Below are 22,551 nucleotides of genomic sequence, written 5' to 3'. Positions count from 1 at the left end.
TGCCGTCGAACTGCTCAGGCAGACCGTGCAGGTGTGGGTCTATGTCGTGGCGCCGTCGCGGCGTTGCCGCTCGACGATCAGCGAGGTGATGTTGCCGGACGAGCCGGTACCGGTGGCGGCCGCCCGCCGGGCCGCCGCGACGCTGGCGCTGGCAACGACCCCGGGAACCGTGGTGCTCGACAGTGCCGCGTCCTCGGTGCTGATCCACCGGGTCGGGCAGCGCCCGGGCGCGCTGGAGTCGGCGGTGCGGCGGTGAAGCCGGGGGAGCTGGCCGCGCTGGTGCTGCAGTGCGGGGTCTTTCTGCCCGGTGTCTGGATGACGGCTCGGGGCGCGCCGCGGCAGCGCCTGGTGGGCCTGGAATTCGCCGGGGTCGGCGCGATCGCGATCCTGATGGTGCTGGCGATCTCCTGGCGCCAGGACTGGAGCCTGATCGTCGCATTGGCGTTGGCGTTGGTCACCTTTCCCGGAACCCTGGTCTACACCCGACTGCTGGCCGGCCGACCGTGACCGGCTGGATCCTGGCTTTCACCGGTGTGTCGGTGATGGTCTGTTGTGCGGTGGCCGCAGCGGTGCTGCCCGGCGTGGTCGACCGGTTGCACTTGCTCAGCGTGACCAGTTCGCTGGGTTTTCCGCTGACCGGGCTCGGCCTGATCGTGTACCGGGGAGCGACCGAGGCGTCGGTGATGGTCGCGGTGATCGTCGCGTTGGTGTTGCTCACCGCGCCGGCGATGTCGGCGGCCACCGCCCGACTGACCGCGCAGCAAGCCGGTGTGGTGAAAGCCGATTCGCCGCCATGACCGCGCTCATCCTGGTCTCGATCACAGTGGTGGGAGTCACCGGGACGATCGTCACGCTGACCGCCGACCCGCAACGGCAGGCGATTGTGCTGGCGGTGTTCGGGCTGGCGCTCACCGTGTTGTTCATGGTGCTGCAGGCCCCCGATGTGGCGTTGTCCCAGCTGCTGATCGGCGGCGTGGTGGTGCCGCTGATGGTCATGCTCACCGTCCGGACGGTGCAGCGCCGGCACCGGGAGGTCGGCCGGTGACCCGTACCGGCCGAACGGTGCTGTTCCTGCTCGGAGCAGCCGGGGTGGGCCTGCTGCTGTGGCTGGGTTTCGCCGGGCTTCCCGCGTTCGGCCACGGCCACCACCCGTATCGGGATCTTGCGGTGCGGGAAGCGTTTTCCCATGCGACGGCCAACGTGGTCGCGTCGGTGAACTTCGACCAGCGCGCCCTGGACACGTTCGGCGAGGAGACCATTCTCGTCGCCTCGGTGACCGGCGTGATGGCGCTGCTGCGTCCGGCTGCCGAGGAGCGCGAATACCACGAAAGCGGCCGGCGCGCGGCGCTGGACGCCACCCGGTTCGTCGGGTATCTGTTGCTGCCGGTGACGCTGGCGGTGGGACTCGATGTGGTGGTGCACGGCCACCTGACCCTGGGCGGTGGCTTCCAGGGCGGCGTGGTGCTGGCCACCGGCCTGCACCTGCTCTACATCACCGGAAGCTTCCGCGCGCTGGACCGGTTGCGTCCGGTCAATGTGTTCGATGTCGGCGAGGCGCTGGGCGCGGCGGCGTTCGCCGGTATCGGGATCGCCGGGCTGATCACCGGCGGAGCGTTCCTGTGCAACGCGTTGCCGACCGGCACCCGCGGCCAATTGCTGTCGGCCGGGACGGTGCCGCTGCTCAACGCGGCGGTCGGGGTGGCAGTGGCGTGCGGGATGACGGTGCTGCTGGCGCAATTCCTGGCGCAGGAGATCACCGTCGCGCCACGGCGGGAACGTTCGTGAGCACCTACATCTACGGGGTAGCGGGCTGGCTGGTGCTGATCGGCTCGTTCGGAATCGTCCGCAGCTGCAACCTGATTCACGCGGTGGTGTGCCTATCGGTGGCGCAGTCCGGCACCTACCTGTTGCTGCTGGCGGTCGGCTACCAACAGGGCGCGGCACCACCGATCTTCGTCGACGCTCCGGCATCGACGCCCGTGGTGGATCCGGTGGTGCAGGCGATGACGTTGACCGACATCGTCATTCAGGCCACCGTCACCGCGCTGCTGCTGGCATTGGCCATCCAGGTCCACAAGCGCCACCACACCCTGGACCCGGACCAACTGTCGGCGCTGCGGGGGTGAGTTGCCGTGCCGGCCGCGACCAACCTGCTACCGCTGCTGGTCGCGGTGCCGATCCTGGTGGCGTGTCTGCTACTGGGCCTGGGCCGTCGGCTGTCCAACTCCCTTGCCAACGCGGTGGTGCTGGCCACCTCGGCGGCCTCCACCGGTGCCGCCGGCTACGTGCTGAGCGCCGCAGCCGGACGCACCGTGGTGGCCTGGAGCGGGGGCTGGCAGCCGCGCGACGGGCTGGCGGTCGGTATCGCCCTGGCGGCCGATCCGCTGTCGGCCGGACTGGCGGTGTTGATCGGTGCGCTGACCGGGTGCGCGGCGCTGTACAGCCGCCGCGGACTCGATGAGGCCGATACCCGCTTCGACGCCCTGGCGTTGATCTTCCTGGCCGCGATGAACGGATTCGTCCTGGCCGCGGACCTGTTCAACCTGTTCGTGTTCTTGGAGCTGATGGGCGCGGTCGGCTACGCGCTGACCGGCATCAAGATCGAAGACCGGTCGGCGATCCAGGGTGCGCTCAACTTCGGGATCATCCAGTCGCTCAGTGCCTGCCTGACCCTGGTGGGCATCGCCATGCTCTATGCCCGGGCCGGCCAGCTGGGTATGGCGCAATTGGGTGCGGCGTTGCGCGGCGGCCCGCCCGACGCCCTGGTGGTGGCCGCCTTCGTGCTGGTGTCGGCGGCGTTGCTGGTCAAAGCCGCGATCGTGCCGGTGCACTTCTGGCTGGCCGACGCTCACGCCGTCGCGCCGGCCGGGGTGTGCGTGCTGTTCTCCGGCGTGATGGTCGAACTCGGCCTCTATGGGCTGTGGCGGGTGTACTGGGTGGTGTTCGCCGGGGTGCTGCCGCCAGCCGTGATCGGTCGCGTCTTTGTGGCGGCCGGTGTGCTGACCGCGGTCGTCGGCTCGGTGATGTGTCTGCTGCAGCGGCACCTCAAGCGGATGCTGGCCTATTCGACGGTCGGTCACATGGGGCTACTGCTGGTCGCTACCGCGACGCTGAGCTCGCAGGGGGTGGGGGGCGCGGCGGTGTATGCGATCGGGCACGCCGGCGCCAAGTCGGCACTGTTCCTGATAGTCGGGATCCTGCTGGACCGCCACCACAGTGTCGACGAGTGGGAGCTGGTAGGCCGCGGCCGGGGCCAGCCGGTGTTGGCCGGCTGTTATCTGCTTGCCTCGCTGGCGTTGGCCGGGCTGCCGCCGTTCGGTACCGCGCTGGGCAAGTCGCTGTGCGAGGAGGCCCTCGGCAGCGGCTGGGGATCGGCACTGTTCCTGGGTGTTTCGGCGTTCACTGGCGGGGCGGTGCTGCGCGCCGGCATCCGCTGCTTCACCGGCCTCGGCGGGCGGTCCGAGCCGTCCGAGGATTCGCGGACCACCAGAGGTGACGAGCAGCCCGACACCTGGCTGCGGCGGACCCCGCCCAGCATGTACACCGCAATCGGTCTGCTGCTGGCCGGTTGCCTGGCCACCGGGGTGCTGCCCGCGGTTGCCCGCGGCGCCGACACCGCCGCCCGCCGGTTCGTCGACGCCGGGGCCGGTACCGCGGCGTCCTCCTGGTCGGTGCTCGGCGCCGGACTGGGAGTCCTGGGCTGCCTGGCGGCGGCGGGGGTGGCGGCCGCCGGGTTGCACCACTGGGACCCGGTGGGCCGCCGCCGGGCCGCGGCGCTGAGCGCGCCGGTGCTCAGCGCGCTGCGCACCGCGCACTCCGGTCACATCGGCGACTACCTGGCGTGGATGTTCGCCGCGTTGGCGGCACTTGCCGCGGCGGTGGGGACGGCGTTGATGACGGCGTAGGGCGCCCGGATCAGCGGCTGAGCGACATTGCGCACCGGGACCCCGCCCGCGGTGCGGCCTGCCTCGATTCCGGAGTGCGCGTGCCCGTGCACGGCCAGGTCCGCCCCGGCGTCGTCGATGGCCTCGGCCAGCAGGCACGACCCCAGAAACGGATAGATCTCCGGCGGCTCGCCGTGCAGGGTGTCGGCGACCGGGGAGTAGTGCAGCAGCGCGATCCGGTAGTCGGTGTCCAGCGTCCGCAGGCCCGCTCGCAGCGCCGCCGACGCCGTCTTGGTGGCGGCGACGAATGCCTTCATCTCCGGTTCGCCGAACGCGGTCGCACATTTCCCGGCGAACCCGCCCCCGAATCCCTTCGCACCGGCCACCCCGACCCGCCGGCCCGCGACGTCGACAGTGTGCGTCTGGCCTTCGAGCACGACGACGCCGGCGTCGCGCAGCACCGCGGTGATCTCATCCTGCTGGTTCTGGTGGTAGTCGTGGTTGCCGAGCACGCAGACCACCGGCACCGGGCACGCGGTCAATTCGTCGGCGACCACGCGGCCCTCGGCGGCGGTCCCGTGGCAGGTCAGGTCGCCGGCGACCAGCAGCAGGTCGGCTCGTTCGTCGATGTCGTGCCAGCGCATCGTGCCGCGCGAGTCCTCGCCCAGGTGGATGTCGCCGACCGCGGCCACCCGGATCACCCGGTCACCTGCTCGACCGGCTCGCACAGCTGGACCACCTCGATGTCGTTGACCACGGTGCGCGGCCGCACCATGCCGGCGACAGCTGCCTCGATCGCCGCCCGGCGTCGCGGGCCGTTGACCGAGCCGGTCAGACACACTGTGCCGGAGTGGATTTCGATCCCGATGCCCAGCTCACCGATCTGCGGGTCCTCGGCCAGCTGGCGTCGCACCGCCGCCACCAGATGATCCGGCGGATCGGGTTCGGCGGCGTCATCGGCGTCGACGATGGACAGGCCGCACAGCAGCTGCCAGAACGCCTTGGCGAACGGCGAGTCCCGCAGACGCCAACGGACCTGGGCCCAATCCACCTGTTCCCGCAGGATGCGCGCCACCACGAGAAGCTCGGCGTAGTCGCAGCGGTGACAATCCAGCACCGCGAGCTTCTGCACCATCAGCTCGGTCGCGCTGATGACGCGGGCACTCAGCGAACCGACCGGAAGCAGCGCGGCGTGCGAAATCGTCTCGGCGCTCACCGGAGTGTCACCCAGGCGATGAATCAGGTCGATGAGCACGTCGCCGTCGAAGACCTTGAGCAGCCAGTCCTCCGGCGGCTCAAAGCGCGACATGCCGGCGCAGGTGAGGGCTTGCGCGGCCCGCTCGGCGTCGGACGGTTGCACCAGCAGGTCGATGTCGTGGTCGGAGTGCGGTCCGCCGCGGGCATACACCGCGGCGCCACCGGCCAGGGCGAAGGGTACGTCGGCGCGCTGCAGGGCGCCCATTGCCCGGATCAGCGTGGTCAGAAACGCATTCTCATCCATGTCCGGCTCGCCCCAAGTCGGCGATCGGCGTCTGGTCGAGGTGCGCCAGCAGATCCTCGGCGTTGTCGAAAACGCCCACCGCGCCTGCGGTTTCCAACTCAGCGCGGGACACCCCGCCGCTGAGCACACCGATGCTGGGTACTCCGGCGCGCACGCAGGCCGCCACGTCCCAGACCGCGTCGCCGACGAAAACCGCCCGCTCCGCCGTCGCGCCGATGCGATCGAGGGCGATCCCGATGATGTCCGGCTCCGGTTTGGCGACGTCGACATCGGCCGACGAGGTGACCGCGGCGACCAGGTCGTCGCAGTCCAGCACCTTTCGCAGCACCGCCAGTTCGTCGTCGGGCGCCGACGTGGCCAGCACCACCGGAAGGTTGAGCGCGGCGATACGTTCCAGCAGCGGCCGGGCGCCCGGAAGCGGCGACAACAGCGCCGCCGACTCCAGGTAGTAGCGGGAGTGCAGGTCCTTGAGCCGTGCGCGGACGTCCTCGGGTGCATCATCGGAGAGCAGCCGCACCAATATGGATCCGTCCATCCCGATGGCGCGGTGGATGCGCCAGGATTCGGCCTCGATGCCCACCTCGGCGAACGCGAGCCGCCAGGCGTGCACATGCAGGTAGTTGGAATCCACCAGGGTGCCGTCGACATCGAACAACACAGCGGCTTGGGCGGTCACGAGTGTCCCTTTCGTTTGCGGATGTCCCGGCTGGGATACCCACCCAGGGAATACCCCCATTCCGTCCCCCTACCCAGAGAGGACCAGCGGTGGCTACCGACGACCGTGACCCCAAGCAGCGACAGCTCGACGACCACCGGTACGACCGGCAGTCCGGCTATCTGACCACTCAGCAGGGCGTGCGGGTGGACCACACCGACGACGCGCTGACGGCCGGGGAACGCGGGCCGACGTTGCTAGAGGATTTCCACGCCCGTGAGAAGGTCATGCACTTCGACCACGAGCGGATACCGGAGCGGGTGGTGCACGCCCGCGGGGCCGGGGCGTACGGCTACTTCGAGCCCTACGACGATTCGCTCGCCGAGTACACGGCGGCGAAGTTCCTGACCACCCCGGGCACCCAGACCCCGGTGTTCGTGCGGTTCTCCACCGTGGCCGGTTCCCGCGGTTCGGCCGACACCGTGCGCGACGTGCGCGGGTTCGCCACCAAGTTCTACACCGAACAAGGCAACTACGACCTGGTGGGCAACAACTTCCCGGTGTTCTTCATCCAAGACGGGATCAAGTTCCCCGACTTCGTGCACGCGGTGAAGCCGGAGCCGGACAACGAGATTCCGCAGGCACAGTCCGCCCACGACACGCTGTGGGACTTCGTGTCGCTGCAGCCGGAGACGCTGCACGCCATCATGTGGCTGATGTCGGACCGCTCCTTGCCGCGTAGCTACCGGATGATGCAGGGCTTCGGGGTGCACACCTTCCGCTTCGTCAACGCCAAGGGTCAGGGAACCTTTGTGAAGTTCCACTGGAAGCCCAAGCTCGGCGTGCATTCGCTGATCTGGGACGAATGCCAGAAGATCGCCGGCAAAGACCCGGACTTCAACCGCCGCGACCTGTGGGACTCGATTGAGGCCGGCCAGTACCCGGAGTGGGAGCTCGGGGTGCAATTGGTGCCCGAGAGCGACGAATTCAAATTCGATTTCGACCTGCTGGACGCCACGAAAATCATTCCAGAAGAACAGGTCCCGGTTCGTCCGGTGGGCAAAATGGTGCTCAACCGCAACCCGGACAACTTCTTCGCCGAAACCGAGCAGGTGGCGTTCTGCACCGCCAACGTCGTGCCGGGAATCGACTTCACCAACGACCCGCTGCTGCAGTTCCGCAATTTCTCCTACCTGGACACCCAGTTGATCCGACTCGGCGGACCGAACTTCAATCATCTGCCGATCAACCGGCCGGTGGCCGAAGTGCGCACCAACCAGCACGACGGCTACAGCCAACACGCCATCCCGGTCGGCAGGACCAGCTACTACAAGAACTCGCTGGGCGGCGGCTGCCCGGCGCTTGCGGGGTCCGGGGAGGACGCCGAGGTGTTTCGGCACTACACCCAGAAGGTGGACGGCGACAAGATCCGCAAACGCGCCGCAAGCTTCGAGAACCACTACAGCCAGGCGCGGATGTTCTACAACAGCATGTCCGATATCGAGGCGAAGCACATCGTCGCCGCGTACGCCTTCGAACTGGGCAAATGCGAGACCGTCGAGATCCGTGAGCGGGTGGTCGAACAACTCAACCGCATCGACCACGACCTGGCGCGGCAGGTGGCCGAGAAGCTGGGGCTCCCGGCGCCCGATGAGCGCCAGCTCGACGCCGCGACCCAGAAGGTCGGGACGTCGCCGGCGCTCTCGCAGCTGCACGCCGCCACCCTTCCGCCGGAGTCCCGGGGCGCGCCCACCATCGAAAGCCGCAAGATCGCGGTGCTGGCCGCTGACGGTGTCGACGTGACGGGGGTGCAAAATTTCGTCGAGGCGATGCGCCGGCGCGGGGCGGTCGCCGAAGTACTGGCACCGACCGGCGGCGGCCAACTCGCCGGCGGCTCGGGTGGGAAGCTGGGCGTCGACCGGGCGATCACCACCATGGCTTCGGTGCTCTATGACGCGGTGGTGGTGCCGTGTGGCCAGGAGGCGATGCGCACGCTCGCCGCTGACGGCTACGCCATGCATTTCATCACCGAGGCCTACAAACACCTCAAGCCCATCGGGGCGTTCGGGGCCGGTGTCGAGCTGTTACCCAAGGCGGGAATCGGCGAGCGGCTGGCCGAGGACACCGGGGTCACCGTCGCGACCGGCGTGATCACCACCACCGCGGCCGCCGGCGATCTGGGCGAGGAGTTCTTCGACGCCTTCGCCACGGTGCTGGCCAAGCACCGCGCCTGGGACCGGGAGGCCGACGCGGTGCCCGCCTAGCCCGACGGGAGCCGGGCCCGGTTCGGGCCCGGCTCCAGGTCACCGCGCTTCAGGTCACCGCGCGCAGTGGGCGCCCCGATTTCTGCACGTCCGCCAGAGCGTCGGCCAGCGAGGGCACCAGCGGGAGGCGGGACTGCGGGTCGCAGATCCGCAGCACGCTGGTCACCGCCGGGCTCGGGACCACCATCAGCCGGGTCTGCGCCGCGGCGCAGCGGGCGCTGACCGATTGCAGCGCGGTAAATCCGACCGTGCCAATGAATGTCAGCTCGGCCAAGTCCAAGATCAGCCACTCGCAGCAGTCGGCGCAGCGCCTGGCGTAGTCGGCGAACGGTGCGGCGTTGGCCGCGTCGATCTCCCCGCCCGCGGCGACTACCGCGCCCGACCGGCCCCAGTGGATGGTGAACTTGGCGGTGTGGCTTCGCCAGGCCTGAGTGGATTCCGTTGCGGGAGTGGCGAAAGCGGTTTCGGTGATGCTGCTGGTTGTCATTTGTGGCTCCATCAGTCGACGAATCGTGCTGTTGGATCACGTCAGCGTAATCTCTCGGCGAGAGCTACCAAACACGGTGACGTTCAGTTGCGGCTGTGAACTCAACCGGAGGAACCAGACGTTACCCATGCCCGCCTCGATTGGCAAAGAGATTGGCGACAAATTCCGCAAAATCCCAGTGAAAGCTTAACTTTCAATTTGCGAGTAACGAAGATTCACCCGCCGACCACGCCGCCATCATGAGGTCGGCGAGCCTGTTCTCGACGACATCACGGGCCCGCATGCCGAACACCACGTCGGGCGCCAGTTGCGGCGCGTGACGTATCAGGTCGCCGACAACACCGGTGCGGACCACCTGTTCGTGCACCGCGTCGGCCTCGACGTGCTCGGCGTAGAACGCCACGCACGGCTCCGGGGCGCCCATCCGCCGCAGCGCGGCCACCAGGCGGGCCGACCCGGGCGGGGAGGTGATCTCGGTCGAGGCGAAGTGCCCGACGGCCGCCCCCCGCCACCGGCGGTGTAGCCCGAACAGCGACATCAGGTTGACCACAGCCAGCGACTCGGCGGGAACAACGTCGAGGTAGACGAGGTAATCGGCGTTCAAACCGGCCGCGCTGAGCAGGTCGGCGAAGAGTTGCTGATGCACCCGCGTCCCTCGGCCGGCGCCGTACTCGTCGAACTCGACCGCGACGAAGGAGGCCTTGGCCTGGCCGGTCAGGCGGGGGATCGCCCAGGCGTGCGGATCGCCTTCCTTGAGGTGATACAGCGACCGGTGCACGAAGTACTCCCGAGCCTGTTCCCAGCTGCCCTGATCGCGCAGGTACCACGAGGGTCCACTTCCGCGCACGGGTTCGGTTGCCGCAGCTGCCATTTCGTCGTTCACATTGATGTCCGCGGGTATCGGACCGACGTCCCGACGGACACTATCGAGGAATGCGCGCTCCATCCGCGCGCGTAGTTCCAGTAAGGTGGCGTCCCACTCCCACCCCGGGTCGACGCCGGCGAAGCCGCGGTAGTGCAGCTCGTAGCAGACGTAGAGGGCCAGCTGCAGGTCCCGCCCGTAGGGGTCGGCGCCGGTTGTCGCGACGGCGACGTCGCCGGTCGCGCCCGCAGGCCGGTGGAGCAGCCCGCAGACCGCGGCCGACAGCGGCCCACACGCCACGGGCAGCTCGGGCTCGGTCACGGAATCGGTGCGCTGCGGTGCGATGGTCACGCTCGCGGGTACCCCGGCCACGGCGGGGCCAAACGACGCCGCGACCGTCCGCGCTGTTTCGGGGACGGGCCGGTGGGTACCCGAGCACCATGACACGGTTCGGCTACACCCTGATGACCGAGCAGAGCGATCCCAAAGACCTTGTCCGTTACGCCGTCTCCGCCGAAGAACGCGGCTTCGACTTCGAGGTGTGCAGCGACCACTTCTCGCCCTGGCTGGCCTCGCAGGGCCACGCCCCGAACGCGTGGGCGGTGTTGGGGGCGGTCGCGCAGGCCACCGAACAGGTCGGCCTGTGTTCGTATGTGACCTGCCCGACGATGCGCTACCACCCGGCGGTGGTGGCGCAACAGGCCGCCACCGTGCAGATCCTGGCCGACGGCCGGTTCACGCTCGGGCTGGGTAGCGGGGAGAACCTCAACGAGCACATCGTCACCGGCGCCGGCTGGCCGAACGTCGGGCGCAGACACGCCATGCTGAGCGAGGCGATCAAGATCATCCGCGAGCTGTTGATGGGGGAGACGGTCAATCTGCGCGGTGACCACTTCGAGGTCGACCGGGCGCGACTGTGGGACCTGCCGGAGATTCCCGTTGCGCTGGCCGTCGCGGTCTCCGGGGACAAGGGCGTCGACAGATTCGCCGCCGCCGCCGACGACCTGATCGCGGTACAGCCCGATGCGGACCTGGTCAGCGCCTGGCACACCGCTCGTCAGGCATCGGGGCTGGGCGGCGGCCGGGTCATCGGGCAGCTCCCGGTGTGCTGGGACCCCGACCGCGATGCCGCGGTGCAGCGCGCCCACCGGCAGTTCCGCTGGTTCGGCGGCGGCTGGCTGGTCAATTCCGAGTTGCCCACGCCGGCCGCGTTCGCCGCCGCCACCCGGTTCGTCACACCACAGGACGTCGCCGACGCCATCCCGTGCGGCCCCGACCTGGATCCGATCGTCGAGGCGGTGGGCGCCTACCGCGATGCCGGGTTCACCGACATCGCGCTCATCCAGATCGGTGGCCAGTCGCAGGACGCCTTCCTCAAGGAGGCCGCGGAACCGTTGCTGGCGGCGCTGCGCGACGCCGCGGCCTGAGCCGGACCCGGTTTCGGGTCCGGCAGCGGCGGGTACCAGAGAGCCATGGACGAGACCGAGTACCCGATCGATGAGGCCCGTACCACGCGGCCGCGGGACGGAATGATGTTCAAGGATCGCCGCGAGGCGCCGGGCCTGGCCATGCTGCTGATGGCGGTACTGGCGATGGTGGGCTTCATGAGCGCTGCCGTGCAGCATCACGCCGGCTGGTCGCTGGGGTTCGGGATCGCGGCCCTAGCGCTGGCGGCCGGAGGCGTGGCCTGGATCTGGGTCGGGCGAAACCGCGCCGTCCGGGCAGCCGGGGCCGGTCATCACCGGCGTCAGACCTAGCGCACCGGCGGCGAACCGGGACACCGCCTGGGCCCCGGTCAGCGCCGCCTCCTGTTGGCCCGGCCGACTGCGGGTGGCGATGTCACCCGAGGCCGGGTTCAGCGTGACCTCCGCCAACAATTCGCCGGTGGTCGGCTCGCAGACTGCCCACAGGTAGCGGGTGTCATCGGCCCAGCCGGACTCCGCCTTGGCGACGTAGTCCCGGTCGAACTCCCCGAGGTCGGCCAGTGTCGGGCGGTCATCGACGCGATCATCGGCCCGCGGCATCCGCAGATACCACGGGCCGGCGTTGATCTCGACGGGCTCCATCGGTCACCTCCGCCCCGGTTAGCTCCGCCGCGAGCGTGCGCAAATCCGGTCAGTTCACCGGCGTGTCGGCCGGGGACACGCACCCTGGCGGATAACGCGGGTTACTTGATCTCGCAGAGCACCGTGCCCTGGGTGATGGCCGCGCCGGCCTCGGCCGCCAGGCCGGTGACCACACCGTCCTTGTGTGCCGTCACCGGGTTCTCCATCTTCATCGCCTCCAGGACGACGACCAGGTCACCGGCGGCGACCTCCTGGCCCTCCTCGACGGCCACCTTCACCACGGTGCCCTGCATGGGCGCGGTGACCGCGTCCCCGGAAGCCGCCGCCCCGCCCTGCGCGCCACGCTTGCGGGCCTTGGGCTTCTTGCGGATGACTCCGGCGGCACCGCCACCGCCACCGCCGCCGCCGAGGGCCATGTCGCCGGGCAGCGACACCTCCAGGCGCCGGCCGCCGACCTCGACGACCACCTTCTGCCGCGGCGAGGCGTCCGCCTCGTCGTCGAGCGGCTCGCCGCCGGTGAAGGGCTCGATGGTGTTCTCGAACTCGGTCTCGATCCAGCGGGTGTGCACCGAAAAGCCGTTCTCGTCGCCGACGAACGCCGGGTCGCGCACCACCACGCGGTCGAACGGGATGACCGTGGCCAGCCCCTCGACGTGGAACTCGTCCAGGGCACGCCGGGCGCGTTCCAGCGCCTCGGTGCGGGTCGCCCCGGTGACGATCAGCTTGGCCAGCATCGAGTCGAACTGGCCGCCGATCACCGAGCCGGTCTCCACACCGGAGTCCATCCGGATGCCGGGACCGGTCGGCGGGTCGAAGCGGGTGACCGGGCCGGGCGCGGGCAGGAAGCCGCGGCCGGCGTCCTCCCCGTTGATCCGGAACTCGATGGAGTGACCACGCGGCTCGGGGTCTTCGGTGATGTCGAGTTGCTCGCCGTTGGCGATGCGGAACTGCTCGCGCACCAGGTCGATACCGGAGGTCTCCTCGGTGACCGGGTGCTCCACCTGCAGGCGGGTGTTGACCTCCAGGAAGCTGATCAGTCCGTCCTGGCCGACCAGGTACTCCACGGTGCCGGCGCCGTAGTAGCCGGCCTCCTTGCAGATCCGCTTGGCCGACTCGTGGATCTCCTTGCGCTGCGCGTCGGTCAGGAACGGTGCCGGTGCCTCCTCGACCAGCTTCTGGAAGCGGCGCTGCAGCGAGCAGTCCCGGGTGCCCGCGACGACGACGTTGCCGTGCTGGTCGGCGATGACCTGGGCCTCGACGTGGCGGGGCTTGTCCAGGTAGCGCTCCACGAAACACTCGCCCCGGCCGAACGCGGCGATCGCCTCGCGGGTGGCCGACTCGAACAGCTCCGGGATCTCCTCGATGGTGCGGGCCACCTTCATGCCGCGGCCGCCACCGCCGAACGCAGCCTTGATCGCCACCGGCACGCCGTACTCCTTGGCGAAGGCCACCACCTCGTCGGCGTCCTTGACCGGGTCCGGGGTGCCGGGCACCAGCGGCGCCTTGGCGCGGGCGGCGATGTGCCGCGCGGTGACCTTGTCGCCGAGGTCACGGATCGACTGCGGGCTCGGCCCGATCCAGATCAGCCCGGCGTCGAGCACGGCCTGCGCGAAATCGGCGTTCTCCGAAAGGAAGCCGTAGCCGGGGTGGATCGCGTTGGCACCCGACTGGGCCGCGGCGTCCAGGATCTTCTCGAAGACCAGGTAGGACTCCGCCGAGGTCTGCCCGCCCAAAGCGAACGCCTCGTCGGCGAGCCGCACGTGCGGTGCGTCGGCATCGGGCTCGGCGTACACGGCCACGCTGGACAACCCGGCGTCGCGCGCCGCGCGGATCACCCGGACTGCGATCTCCCCCCGGTTGGCGACGAGCACCTTGGAGATCTTCGAGCTGGCATGGTTCGCCACTGGCCCTCCTGATGGCATGTTTAAGAAATGTCTTTAAGAATGTAGTTCACAGCAGTGTAAGGCGCGACCGCCGAACCGGTTTCGGTGCCCCTTAGGCAGCCCGTAACCGCCGCTTGATCCGGGTCAGCATCGCCGACATCCCACGCAGCCGCAGCGGGCTGATCAGCGCCGCCAGCCCCAGACTCGAGGCGAAATCCTCCGGCACGGCCAGGATGACGTCGGCCGGCTGACCGTCGAGGCCCGCGGCCCAGATCGACGCGAACCCGCGCGTGGTGGGCGCCTCCGGGGGAGCGCTGAAATACAACCGCACCCGCTGCCGGTCGGCGGCATCGACATGCAGGAACAACGGCGACTGGCACTCCGGCACCGGCTCCATGGCGGATTCGACCAGGTCGTCGGGCAGGTCCGGGAGCTCGTCGGAGAATTCCAGCAGCAGCTTGAGTTTGTCCTGCCCTTCGACTTCGGCGAAGTCGGACACCACCTGCGCCAGGCCCTCCGGAAGGCTCATCGGGCCGGCACGGCTCCCGGTGCTTCACCGTCCACGATCGGCACCCGCACGGTGTTGCCCCACTCGGTCCAGGAGCCGTCGTAATTGCGCACCCCCTCCATGCCGAGCAGGTGGGTCAGCACGAACCAGGTGTGGCTGGAGCGCTCCCCGATGCGGCAGTAGGCCACCGGATTGTCGCCCGGCTTCAAGAAGCCGTAGAGCTGTTCGAGCTCCTCGCGTTTGCGGAACCGGCCGGCGTCGTCGGCCGCCTTGCTCCACGGAATGGAGATCGCGGTGGGGATGTGGCCGCCGCGCAGCACACCCTCCTCCGGGTAGTCCGGCATGTGGGTGCGCTCGCCGGTGTACTCCTGCGGCGAGCGGACGTCGATCAGCGGCGCACGGCCGATGATCTCCAGCACGTCTTCCTTATACGCCCGGATCGGGGCGTCGTTGCGCTCGACGACCGGGTAGCCCGCCGTGGTTTTGCTCGGCACCTCCAGGGTGGTCTCGCGGCCCGAGGACACCCACAGGTCGCGCCCGCCGTCGAGCAGCCGCACATCCTCGTGGCCGAACAGCGTGAACACCCATAGCGCGTAAGCCGCCCACCAGTTGGACTTGTCGCCGTAGATCACCACGGTGTCGTCGCGGGAGATACCCTTGCGGTTCATCAGGTCGGCGAACTGCTCGCCGGAGATGTAGTCCCGGACCGGCGCGTCGTTGAGGTCGGTGACCCAGTCGATCTTCACCGCGCCGGGAATGTGGCCGACGTCGTAGAGCAGCACGTCCTCGTCGGACTCCACCACCACAAGACCGGGTTTACCGAGATTTCCCGCGAGCCAGTCGGCGGTCACCAACCGTTCCGGGTGGGCGTAGGACTGCAGGGCGGGGCTGGGGTCGGCAGGCACTGGCACGGTGTCGAGCCTACTCACCCCGGCCCCGCGCCGCGCGGCGAGACGGCGCCGAATGCCGGGCAACCGCGGGGTTGGGTCCGCAGCAAGCGGGTACCCAGTTGCCGATGGCTGACGCACCCCCGGAGGAACGTTTCATGGCTGACAGCACGCACGCTTCGGCGACCACAGATGTCGTCGACATCCTCACCGCCGACCACAACGAGATGATCGACCTGCTGACCGAAGTCGAGAGCACTGCCGACTCCGACGCTCAGCGCGACATCGCCGACACCGTCACCGCCGAGGTGATGCGTCACGCCGTGGCCGAGGAGATGTTCGTCTACCCGGTCATGGCGGACAAGCTCCCCGGCGGCTCCGACGATGTGAAGCACGACAACGAAGAGCACGACGAGATCGTGAAGGTCATGAAGAAGCTCGAGGACGTCGCCGCATCGGATCCGGAGTTCCTGGGCCTGACTCGAGAGCTGAAGTCGCTGCTGCGTCATCACGCGCACGACGAGGAATCCGAGCAGTTTCCCAAGCTGCGGGAACACCTTTCGACCCGGGAGCTCGTCGAGATGGGCGAAAAGGTCCAGAACGCCAAGAAGTTGGCGCCAACTCGCCCGCACCCGCAGGCACCGCATTCGGAGTTGTTCCACAAGACCCTCGGCGCCGGGGTCGGCATGGTCGACCGGATCCGCGACAAGCTGACGGGCCGACAAACCGGCTCATCGTCGTGATTCGTTGCCGGCTCGGCTACACCGGATTGGCCGCCCACAGTGCGGCGACGGACAACCCCGCCTTGGCGAGCAGCGACCGCACCAACGGCAGGCTGATTCCGACCACACTGGACGGGTCGCCGTCGACGCCTTCTATGAACCAGCCGCCCAGCCCGTCCAGGGTGAATCCGCCGGCCACCCGCAGCGGTTCGCCGGTGGCCAGGTAGGCCTCCAGATCGTCATCGGTGGGTGTCCCGAATCGGACTGTGGTGACCGCTGTTTCCGCGGCGCGATGTTGAATCTGATTGTCCTGCAACCGGATAACGCTGTGACCGGTGTGCAGCTGTCCGGCGCGTCCGGCCATCGACCGCCAACGGCGGCGTGCCTCATCCACCGACGGCGGCTTGCCGGCCAGCTCACCGTCGATGTAGAGCATCGAATCGCAGCCGATCACCACGCAATCGGTCGCGACGGATCGGTCCAGGACGCTCGCGACGTGTTCGGCCTTGGCGCACGCCAGTGTTCGCACCAGATCGGCGGGACCGGTATCGGGACCCAAGTTCGCCATCACGGCGTCCTCGTCCACCCCGGACACCACCACCAACGGGTCGACGCCGGCTTGGCGCAGCACGCCCAACCGGCCCGGCGAGGCCGATCCGAGAACCAGGCGCGTCACCGGCTGCGCCTGGGGCGCCGTTCGCCCCCGCAAGCGGGAGGCATCCCCGCGGCCTCGCCGGCGCTCGGTGTCGTCACCGGCGCATATGAGTGCGCTCCAGCAGGGTCACCCGCTGCCAGCTGAACAGCGGATACCGCAGCTTGTCGACCGGGTGGCCCCACATGTTGCGCTCCGGTGGGCCGGTCTCGGCCGCGCCGCCGCCGGCGGTGCCCAGCACCGCGACCAGGGCGGCGACCTCTTCGTCGGTGGGGTTGCCCTTGAGCACCCGGATCTGCGGCTCGGCCGCGGCGGTGGCCTCGTCGGCTTCGGCGCTCACAGCGGGATGTTCCCGTGCTTCTTGGGCAGCGGCTGGACGATCTTGCGTTCCAGCAGCCGCAGCGACGTCGCGATGTAGCCGCGGGTGTGCGACGGCGGGATCACCGCGTCGACATAGCCACGCTCGGCGGCCACGTACGGGTTCACCAGGGTGTCCTCGTACTCCCGCTGCAGGTTCAGCCGCAGCGCGTCCACATCCTCGCCGTTGCGGGCCGCCTCGGCGAGCTGCTGGCGGTAGACGAACCCGACCGCGCCGGAGGCGCCCATGACCGCGATCTGAGCGGTCGGCCAGGCCACGTTGACGTCGGCGCCCATCTCCTTGGATCCCATCACGCAGTACGCGCCGCCGTAGGCCTTGCGGGTGATGACGGTGATCTTGGCGACGGTGGCCTCACCGTAGGCATACAGCAGCTTGGCGCCGCGGCGGATGATGCCGTTGTATTCCTGCTCGGTACCGGGCAGGAAGCCGGGCACATCGACCAGCATCACGATCGGAATGTTGAAGCAGTCGCAGGTCCGGATGAACCGGGCGGCCTTCTCCGAGGCGTTGATGTCCAGGCAGCCGGCGAACTGGGTGGGCTGGTTGGCCACGATGCCGACCGGACGGCCCTCGATGCGGCCGAACCCGACCACGATGTTGCCCGCGTAGCCGGCCTGCACCTCGAGGAACTCATCATCGTCGAGGATCCGGGTGATCACCTCGTGCATGTCGTACGGCTGGTTCGGCGAGTCCGGGATCAGCGTGTCCAGCTCGATGTCCTCGGTGGTGAGGTTGTCCTCGATCGCACCCTCGGCCGGCGGCACCGCGAAGCGCGGCGGGTCGGCGTAGTTGTTCGGCGGCAGGTAGCTGAGCAGGTCGCGCACGTACTCGAAGGCGTCCTGCTCACCGGAGGCGACGTAGTGCGCGGTGCCGGATTTACCCATGTGGGTGTGGGCGCCACCCAGCTCCTCCTGGGTGACGTCCTCGCCGGTGACGGTCTTGATCACGTCGGGCCCGGTGATGAACATCTGGCTGGTCTGGTCGACCATCACGATGAAGTCGGTCAGGGCGGGGGAGTACACGTGGCCGCCGGCGGCCGCGCCCATGATCAGCGAGATCTGCGGGATCACCCCCGAGGCCCGGATGTTGTTGTGGAAGATCTTGCTGTACAAGCCCAGCGAGACCACGCCCTCCTGGATGCGGGCACCGGCGCCGTCGTTGATCCCGATCAGCGGCCGGCCGGTCTTCATGGCCAGCTCCTGGACCTTGACGATCTTCTCGCCGTAGACCTCACCGAGGCTGCCGCCGAACACGGTGGCGTCCTGGCTGAAGATGCAGACCTCGCGGCCGTCGATGGTGCCGTAGCCGGTGACCACCCCGTCACCGAGCGGGCGTTTCCCGGCCAGGCCGAAGTTGGTGCTGCGGTGCTTGGCCAGCGCGTCGAGCTCGATGAAAGACCCCTCGTCGAGCAGGGCCAGGATGCGCTCGCGGGCGGTCAGCTTGCCCTTGGCGTGCACCTTTTCCACCGCGGCCTCACCGACCGGGTGCAGCGTCTCCTGGGCGCGACGCCTGAGGTCGGCAAGCTTGCCTGCGGTGGTGTGGATGTCGACGACGTGCTCGCCCTGGGCTTCTACAGCGGACTGTCCGGAGTGCTCAGTAACGGTCATAAGAAATGATCTTAATCGCGAGCAATCGGATCAGCCGCGCGGACCCGCTAACACGACATGGCTGCCCGCGCCGCGATGCGGAGTTCCCGGTCCGGGGCGGCCCTCGGGTGCCGGTTTACCGGTTCGGTGGCAACGGGTACGCGGCCGCTATGAAGCCCAACGTCTCGATCACTCATCCCGACCGGGTGCTCTTCCCGGCGTCCGGCACCCACGAGGCGATCACCAAGGGCGATCTCATCGACTACTACGCCGAAATCGCGCCGGTGATGGTGCCGCACCTGGATGGCCGCCCGCTCACGCTGACCCGGTATCCCGGCGGTATCGACGAGGAGGGGTTCATTCAGCAGAACTTCGCCGCCACACTGCCGGACTGGATGGACCGGGTCGAGGTCGCCCGGAAGTCCGGCGAGGGCACCGTGGTGCATCCGGTGGTGACGCGGGAGGAGGCGCTGGTGTGGGCGGCCAACCAGGACTGCATCACGCTGCACTCCTGGCTGTCCCGGCGCCCGCACCTGGAGACACCCGATCGGCTGATATTCGATCTGGATCCCGCCGATGACGACTTCGCGGTGGTCCGGGCGACCGCCCGGGCGGTCGCCGACGTCGTGCAGGAACTGGGGATGACGGCCTACGTGCAGACGACCGGTTCGCGCGGCCTGCATATCGTGGCACCGCTGCGCGGGGACGCCGATTTCGACACCGCCCGCCAGTTCGCCCGCACCATTGCCGGCCTCGTCGTCGACGACGACCCGCTGCATCGCACCCTCGAGATCCGCAAGGCCGGCCGCGGCGGCAGGGTGTATCTGGACGTGATGCGAAACGCCTACGGCCAGACCGGCGTTGCGCCGTACGCGGTACGGGCTCGCGCCGGTGCGCCGGTGGCACTCCCGCTGGAGTGGGACGAGCTCGACGTACCCGGTATGCGACCGGACGGCTGGACCGTGCGCGACGTGCCCAAGCGGATGTGCGAGCGCGGTGATCCCTGGGCAGACATGTACCGGCAGGCGTGCGCGCTGGCCCCGCTGCGGAATCGACTGGCCAAGCTCGGCGCCTAGCGGAGGGCAGGGCCCGGTGGCAGAAGGCAGCGGCGTCAGGCCGCGGCCGTACCGGGTTCGGGCGGTTCGGTGACCCGCTTGACGAAGTCGCCGATGTAGCGGATCGCCCGCCGTCCCTCCGGTAGCACATCGGCGGCCAGCGGGAAATCGTGAATCTGGCCGTCCCACAGGTGCAGATCGCACGGGACGCCGGCGCTGCCCAGCCGCTCCGCCATGGCCTCGGCATCGGGCAGCAGCAGCTCGTCGGAGCTGGCGTGGATGGTGACCGGCGGCAGTGCCGAGAGGTCGGCATCCACCGGCGACACGACTTGGGCGCGGCGGAGATAGCGGGTGAACGCCGGCAGCGCCCCGCCCGGGAACATCGCGCACCGGTTCGCGTTGCGATGCCGCATCTTTGCCGTCGGATCTGCGTCGGTGAATGGTGAAATCACTGCGATACCAGCAGGTTTCGGAAGACCGTATTGCGCGGCGGCCAGAGCGGTCATAAAGGCCAGATAGCCGCCGGCCGAGTCGCCGGCGATCACGATTCGTTCCGGGTCGTAGCCGCGCCGGAGCAGCCATCGCAAGCCATCGCAAGCCGTCCTCGATCGCGTCGGATACCCCGTGCGAGGGCAACATTCGGTAATCGATGTTGAGAACGGCTGCCTCCGCCTCCCGCGACAGCCGGGCCACCAGGGCGCGGTGGGTGTTGAGTCCACAGGTCAGGAATGCGCCGCCGTGCAGGTAGAGGATCGCTCGCTGCGCCGGTGTCTGCTTGGCCTGAACACGTTCGGCGACACAGGAACCCAGGCGAAGTCGTTCGACTGTCACGGCCGGCCGGTAGGGTACCCAGCCGGCGAGGCGGTCGACGGAGGCGAACGGCCACGGCATGTCCGGCCGAATCGCCCATGCGCGCACCACGTTCTTGACTACGAGCCTGCTCGCCAGCGACACCGCAACCGATTGTGTGCTGTGACGTCGGTGAATTCGTCGCTTCAACCCCCCGGTGCCCACCCCGATCACCCCCCATGCGCCGCTAAGGGGCCGGGTACCCCGCGGTCGGGCGTTTCAACCGGCGCCGCGGGGACCCCGGCTCTAAGCTGGCGAAATGAATGTTCCGCCGCTCGACGCAAATGTTCTGCGTGACGGGCTCACCGGGCCCGGCCGGCCGTGGCGTGCACTGGACGTGGTCGCCGAGACCGGGTCCACCAATGCCGACCTGTTGGCCCGCTCGGCCGCCGGTGAGGACATCGACGGCGCGGTGTTGCTGGCCGAACACCAGACGGCCGGACGCGGACGGCACGGCCGGGACTGGGTGGCGCCTGCGGGCAGCCAGCTGGCCCTGTCGGTGGGGGTCGCCGCCGACATGGTGCCGACATCGGGCTGGGGCTGGCTGACGCTGGCGACCGGCGTCGCGGTGGCCGACGCACTCACCGAGGTCGCGGGCCTGCAGGTCGGTCTGAAGTGGCCCAACGACGTGATCGTGGGCGCAGACCACCAAGGCAAACTGGCCGGGATCCTCGCCGAGGTGGCTGCCCCCAAACAGCTCGTCGTGGTCGGACTCGGCCTGAACGTCACCATGACCGCGCAGCAGGTGCCGGATCCGCGGGCGGTCTCGTTGGCCATGCTGGGCGCCTCGGTGATCGACCGAAACCTGTGGGCGGACAAGATTCTTCGGAACCTGGCGGACCGGATCGCGGCCTGGCGTGCGGCCGGCGGGGCCGACGAGGCGCTGACCGCGGACTACCGCGGGTACAGCTGCACGCTGGGCGCCCGGGTGCGCGCGGACATGCCCGGCGGCCAGCAGATCGAGGGTCTCGCCCGAGCCGTCGACGACACCGGCCGACTGGTCATCGACACCGGAAGTGAAACGGTCACCGTGTCGGCCGGCGACGTCACCCGGCTGCGGCCGAACAGCTAGGGCGGGCCGTGGGTTATCCCGAGAGCGTGCTGGCCGAAGACGAACAGGTGGTGCTGCACCGGCACCCGCACGTCAAACGCCTGCTCGGTCCGGTGCTGGCGCTGCTGGCGGCCACCGCCTGCGCCGGCTTCGCATCCGGGTTCGTCAACCCGCGGGCCTGGGATCCCAACGCCAAGAACGTGGTCTTCGCGGTGATCTGGACGATCTGGCTGGTGGTGGTCGGCTGGCTGGCGCTCTGGCCGTTCCTGAGCTGGCTGACCACGCATTTCGTGGTCACCGACCGGCGCGTGATGTATCGGCACGGCTTGCTGACCCGCAGCGGCATCGACATCGCGCTGGCGCGGATCAACAGCGTGGAATTCGTGCACGGGCTCATCGACCGGATGCTGCGCACCGGGACGCTGATCATCGAGTCGGCGTCACAAGAACCGCTGGAGTTCTACGACATCCCGCGCGTGGAACAGGTGCACGCGCTGCTTTATCACGAAGTCTTCGACAACCCGTCCGCTGCGGGTTGATGCCGGGCCGGGCGCCGGAACAGGGTCACCACACCGGCGTGGCCGTCGGGTGAGGACTCGGCGGTCTCTTCCAAGGTGTCCTCGAGAGCCTCGACGAGCGCGCCGTCCTCGATGGAGGCGCTCAACGCCGAGTCCGGGGTGCGCCCGAACTCGTCGGGGAAGACCCAGCGGCGGAACGCCCAGAACCGGAACGCCATCTGCAGCAGGTTGCCGATGATGTAGGCCGAGATGAAGTCGGCGATGTTCTCCATGGTCAGCGACACCATCGGTGCCCGCAGCTGCAGGACGTAGCTGGAGAACCACAACGGCGCCATCGACAACAGCACGCCCACGCCGCTGACCCCGAAGAACAGCAGTGCCTCGTGGTGGCGCTCCCGGCCGCCCCGGTCCTTGAAGCTCCACTCACGGTTGAGGATGTAGGACGCGATCACCGCGACGATGCCCGAGATGACCTTGGCCGTGACCGGCTTGGGTTCCAAGATGGTCAGCTTGAGGGTGTAGAACAGCGCCGAGTCGATGACGAAGGTGGTCGCGCCGACAATGGCGAACTTGATCAACTCGTGGTGGCGCTCGGCCAGCGGCCGGATCACCCGCGGCAACCGGGCGATCGTGGCGTCGGTAAAAGACACAAGTCGCCAGTGTACGGACTTAGCCGGATCCCTGCCTAATGACTGGGTAACGCCGTAGCCGGAACGGCGTGACACGATATTGCCCGTGCCAG

The 22,551-nt window shown here is 68.9% G+C and carries 26 protein-coding genes and 1 pseudogene; 13 read left to right on the top strand and 14 right to left on the bottom strand.

Features of this window, described 5'->3' with window-relative positions; genetic code table 11:
* The 7 genes from DQP56_RS09615 to DQP56_RS09585 form a co-directional block, all read left to right on the top strand.
* The coding region (locus DQP56_RS09615; RefSeq protein WP_205868833.1) for a hypothetical protein at positions 1-256 on the top strand (256 nt) is incomplete at its 5' end.
* Positions 253-507, top strand: a complete 255-nt coding sequence (locus DQP56_RS09610; protein WP_205868832.1) for an MrpF/PhaF family protein — start codon at positions 253-255, stop codon at positions 505-507. The genes DQP56_RS09615 and DQP56_RS09610, both read left to right, overlap by 4 nt.
* The gene (locus tag DQP56_RS09605; RefSeq protein WP_112684841.1) at positions 504-797 is read left to right on the top strand and encodes a monovalent cation/H(+) antiporter subunit G; all 294 of its coding nucleotides are present in this window, start codon (positions 504-506) and stop codon (positions 795-797) included. The genes DQP56_RS09610 and DQP56_RS09605 overlap by 4 nt, the downstream gene beginning before the upstream one ends.
* Complete coding sequence (locus DQP56_RS09600) at positions 794-1,045, top strand: Na(+)/H(+) antiporter subunit B (protein WP_112684839.1); 252 nt, start codon at positions 794-796, stop codon at positions 1,043-1,045. Before DQP56_RS09605 ends, DQP56_RS09600 begins: the two co-directional genes overlap by 4 nt.
* Positions 1,042-1,785: an MnhB domain-containing protein gene (locus DQP56_RS09595; RefSeq protein ID WP_234825579.1), complete on the top strand. Its 744-nt coding sequence runs from the start codon at positions 1,042-1,044 to the stop codon at positions 1,783-1,785. Before DQP56_RS09600 ends, DQP56_RS09595 begins: the two co-directional genes overlap by 4 nt.
* A complete protein-coding gene (locus tag DQP56_RS09590) occupies positions 1,782-2,126 on the top strand; it encodes a sodium:proton antiporter (protein WP_112684837.1) in 345 nt (114 codons plus the stop codon). Before DQP56_RS09595 ends, DQP56_RS09590 begins: the two co-directional genes overlap by 4 nt.
* A 6-nt stretch (positions 2,127-2,132) precedes the next feature.
* Entirely contained in the window at positions 2,133-3,905 is a 1,773-nt protein-coding gene (locus DQP56_RS09585) for a complex I subunit 5 family protein (RefSeq protein ID WP_205868831.1), read from the top strand.
* Here DQP56_RS09585 and DQP56_RS09580 read toward each other — a convergent pair.
* Genes DQP56_RS09580 through DQP56_RS09570 form a run of 3 tightly spaced genes read right to left on the bottom strand, consistent with a single transcriptional unit; the run spans position 3,833 to position 6,061 of the window.
* Positions 3,833-4,585, bottom strand: coding sequence for a metallophosphoesterase family protein (locus DQP56_RS09580; RefSeq protein ID WP_112684845.1), 753 nt, complete (start codon positions 4,583-4,585; stop codon positions 3,833-3,835). The genes DQP56_RS09585 and DQP56_RS09580 overlap by 73 nt on opposite strands.
* Complete coding sequence (locus DQP56_RS09575) at positions 4,582-5,385, bottom strand: nucleotidyltransferase family protein (protein ID WP_112684835.1); 804 nt, start codon at positions 5,383-5,385, stop codon at positions 4,582-4,584. Before DQP56_RS09575 ends, DQP56_RS09580 begins: the two co-directional genes overlap by 4 nt.
* Positions 5,378-6,061 carry an HAD family hydrolase gene (locus DQP56_RS09570; protein WP_234825578.1) on the bottom strand — a complete coding sequence of 228 codons (684 nt, stop codon included), beginning with the start codon at positions 6,059-6,061 and terminating at the stop codon, positions 5,378-5,380. Before DQP56_RS09570 ends, DQP56_RS09575 begins: the two co-directional genes overlap by 8 nt.
* Before the next feature lie 89 nt (positions 6,062-6,150).
* Here DQP56_RS09570 and DQP56_RS09565 point away from each other — a divergent pair, with 89 nt between their 5' ends.
* Complete coding sequence (locus DQP56_RS09565; protein ID WP_112684831.1) at positions 6,151-8,304, top strand: catalase; 2,154 nt, start codon at positions 6,151-6,153, stop codon at positions 8,302-8,304.
* Between the two features lie 49 nt (positions 8,305-8,353).
* Here DQP56_RS09565 and DQP56_RS09560 read toward each other — a convergent pair whose 3' ends face one another.
* A complete protein-coding gene (locus tag DQP56_RS09560; RefSeq protein WP_234825577.1) occupies positions 8,354-8,791 on the bottom strand; it encodes an STAS domain-containing protein in 438 nt (145 codons plus the stop codon).
* A 193-nt stretch (positions 8,792-8,984) separates the two neighbouring features.
* Complete coding sequence (locus DQP56_RS09555) at positions 8,985-10,004, bottom strand: iron-containing redox enzyme family protein (RefSeq protein ID WP_112684827.1); 1,020 nt, start codon at positions 10,002-10,004, stop codon at positions 8,985-8,987.
* An 89-nt stretch (positions 10,005-10,093) separates the two neighbouring features.
* Here DQP56_RS09555 and DQP56_RS09550 point away from each other — a divergent pair, with 89 nt between their 5' ends.
* Positions 10,094-11,080 carry a TIGR03557 family F420-dependent LLM class oxidoreductase gene (locus DQP56_RS09550; RefSeq protein WP_112684825.1) on the top strand — a complete coding sequence of 329 codons (987 nt, stop codon included), beginning with the start codon at positions 10,094-10,096 and terminating at the stop codon, positions 11,078-11,080.
* Positions 11,081-11,314: 234 nt separating this feature from the next.
* On the opposite strand, the gene DQP56_RS09545 is transcribed toward DQP56_RS09550, so the two are convergent.
* From DQP56_RS09545 to DQP56_RS09530, 4 genes are all read right to left on the bottom strand, one after another.
* On the bottom strand, positions 11,315-11,719 hold the full coding sequence (locus DQP56_RS09545) for a hypothetical protein (RefSeq protein WP_112684823.1): 405 nt from the start codon (positions 11,717-11,719) through the stop codon (positions 11,315-11,317).
* Positions 11,720-11,820: 101 nt separating this feature from the next.
* Complete coding sequence (locus tag DQP56_RS09540) at positions 11,821-13,623, bottom strand: acetyl-CoA carboxylase biotin carboxylase subunit (RefSeq protein WP_112684821.1); 1,803 nt, start codon at positions 13,621-13,623, stop codon at positions 11,821-11,823.
* A gap of 91 nt (positions 13,624-13,714) precedes the next feature.
* On the bottom strand, positions 13,715-14,131 hold the full coding sequence (locus DQP56_RS09535) for a SufE family protein (protein ID WP_013829973.1): 417 nt from the start codon (positions 14,129-14,131) through the stop codon (positions 13,715-13,717).
* The gene (locus tag DQP56_RS09530) at positions 14,128-15,021 is read right to left on the bottom strand and encodes a sulfurtransferase (RefSeq protein WP_112684819.1); all 894 of its coding nucleotides are present in this window, start codon (positions 15,019-15,021) and stop codon (positions 14,128-14,130) included. The genes DQP56_RS09535 and DQP56_RS09530 overlap by 4 nt, the downstream gene beginning before the upstream one ends.
* Positions 15,022-15,155: 134 nt before the next feature.
* Between DQP56_RS09530 and DQP56_RS09525 the strand changes: the two genes are divergently transcribed.
* A complete protein-coding gene (locus DQP56_RS09525; protein ID WP_112684817.1) occupies positions 15,156-15,740 on the top strand; it encodes a hemerythrin domain-containing protein in 585 nt (194 codons plus the stop codon).
* A gap of 16 nt (positions 15,741-15,756) precedes the next feature.
* Here DQP56_RS09525 and DQP56_RS09520 read toward each other — a convergent pair whose 3' ends face one another.
* The 3 genes from DQP56_RS09520 to DQP56_RS09510 form a co-directional block, all read right to left on the bottom strand.
* On the bottom strand, positions 15,757-16,395 hold the full coding sequence (locus tag DQP56_RS09520) for a Maf family protein (RefSeq protein ID WP_112684815.1): 639 nt from the start codon (positions 16,393-16,395) through the stop codon (positions 15,757-15,759).
* A gap of 73 nt (positions 16,396-16,468) precedes the next feature.
* A complete protein-coding gene (locus tag DQP56_RS09515) occupies positions 16,469-16,711 on the bottom strand; it encodes an acyl-CoA carboxylase subunit epsilon (RefSeq protein WP_112684813.1) in 243 nt (80 codons plus the stop codon).
* Entirely contained in the window at positions 16,708-18,357 is a 1,650-nt protein-coding gene (locus DQP56_RS09510; RefSeq protein WP_112684811.1) for an acyl-CoA carboxylase subunit beta, read from the bottom strand. The genes DQP56_RS09515 and DQP56_RS09510 overlap by 4 nt, the downstream gene beginning before the upstream one ends.
* Positions 18,358-18,506: 149 nt before the next feature.
* Here DQP56_RS09510 and ligD point away from each other — a divergent pair, with 149 nt between their 5' ends.
* Positions 18,507-19,412, top strand: coding sequence for a non-homologous end-joining DNA ligase (ligD, locus tag DQP56_RS09505; protein WP_112684809.1), 906 nt, complete (start codon positions 18,507-18,509; stop codon positions 19,410-19,412).
* Positions 19,413-19,447: 35 nt separating this feature from the next.
* Here the strand turns inward: ligD and DQP56_RS09500 are convergent.
* Positions 19,448-20,345 (bottom strand): annotated as a pseudogene (locus DQP56_RS09500) (alpha/beta hydrolase).
* Positions 20,346-20,499: 154 nt separating this feature from the next.
* On the opposite strand from DQP56_RS09500, the gene DQP56_RS09495 reads away from it, so the two are divergent.
* Together DQP56_RS09495 and DQP56_RS09490 are read left to right on the top strand one after the other, a co-directional pair.
* Positions 20,500-21,312, top strand: a complete 813-nt coding sequence (locus DQP56_RS09495; RefSeq protein WP_112684807.1) for a biotin--[acetyl-CoA-carboxylase] ligase — start codon at positions 20,500-20,502, stop codon at positions 21,310-21,312.
* Between the two features lie 8 nt (positions 21,313-21,320).
* Positions 21,321-21,830 carry a PH domain-containing protein gene (locus DQP56_RS09490; RefSeq protein ID WP_112684805.1) on the top strand — a complete coding sequence of 170 codons (510 nt, stop codon included), beginning with the start codon at positions 21,321-21,323 and terminating at the stop codon, positions 21,828-21,830.
* Here the strand turns inward: DQP56_RS09490 and DQP56_RS09485 are convergent.
* On the bottom strand, positions 21,794-22,459 hold the full coding sequence (locus DQP56_RS09485) for a GtrA family protein (protein ID WP_083035967.1): 666 nt from the start codon (positions 22,457-22,459) through the stop codon (positions 21,794-21,796). The two genes, DQP56_RS09490 and DQP56_RS09485, sit on opposite strands and share 37 nt — an antisense overlap.
* Positions 22,460-22,551 lie beyond the last annotated feature (92 nt).

The sequence above is a fragment of the Mycolicibacter senuensis genome (genome assembly GCF_003284925.1).
GTDB classification, from domain to species: Bacteria; Actinomycetota; Actinomycetes; order Mycobacteriales; family Mycobacteriaceae; genus Mycobacterium; species Mycobacterium algericum_A.
This window is presented reverse-complemented; position numbering and strand designations above follow the sequence as displayed.

What these genes read in the sequence shown, in the direction of transcription:
- DQP56_RS09495 (WP_112684807.1), top strand. Translation starts at nt 20,500, where the DNA reads ATGAATGTTCCGCCGCTCGACGCAAATGTTCTGCGTGACGGGCTCACC.
- DQP56_RS09525 (WP_112684817.1), top strand. Translation starts at nt 15,156, where the DNA reads ATGGCTGACAGCACGCACGCTTCGGCGACCACAGATGTCGTCGACATC.
- DQP56_RS09550 (WP_112684825.1), top strand. Translation starts at nt 10,094, where the DNA reads ATGACACGGTTCGGCTACACCCTGATGACCGAGCAGAGCGATCCCAAA.
- DQP56_RS09510 (WP_112684811.1), bottom strand. Translation starts at nt 18,357, where the DNA reads ATGACCGTTACTGAGCACTCCGGACAGTCCGCTGTAGAAGCCCAGGGC.
- DQP56_RS09545 (WP_112684823.1), bottom strand. Translation starts at nt 11,719, where the DNA reads ATGGAGCCCGTCGAGATCAACGCCGGCCCGTGGTATCTGCGGATGCCG.
- ligD (WP_112684809.1), top strand. Translation starts at nt 18,507, where the DNA reads ATGAAGCCCAACGTCTCGATCACTCATCCCGACCGGGTGCTCTTCCCG.
- DQP56_RS09560 (WP_234825577.1), bottom strand. Translation starts at nt 8,791, where the DNA reads ATGACAACCAGCAGCATCACCGAAACCGCTTTCGCCACTCCCGCAACG.
- DQP56_RS09575 (WP_112684835.1), bottom strand. Translation starts at nt 5,385, where the DNA reads ATGGATGAGAATGCGTTTCTGACCACGCTGATCCGGGCAATGGGCGCC.
- DQP56_RS09600 (WP_112684839.1), top strand. Translation starts at nt 794, where the DNA reads ATGACCGCGCTCATCCTGGTCTCGATCACAGTGGTGGGAGTCACCGGG.
- DQP56_RS09535 (WP_013829973.1), bottom strand. Translation starts at nt 14,131, where the DNA reads ATGAGCCTTCCGGAGGGCCTGGCGCAGGTGGTGTCCGACTTCGCCGAA.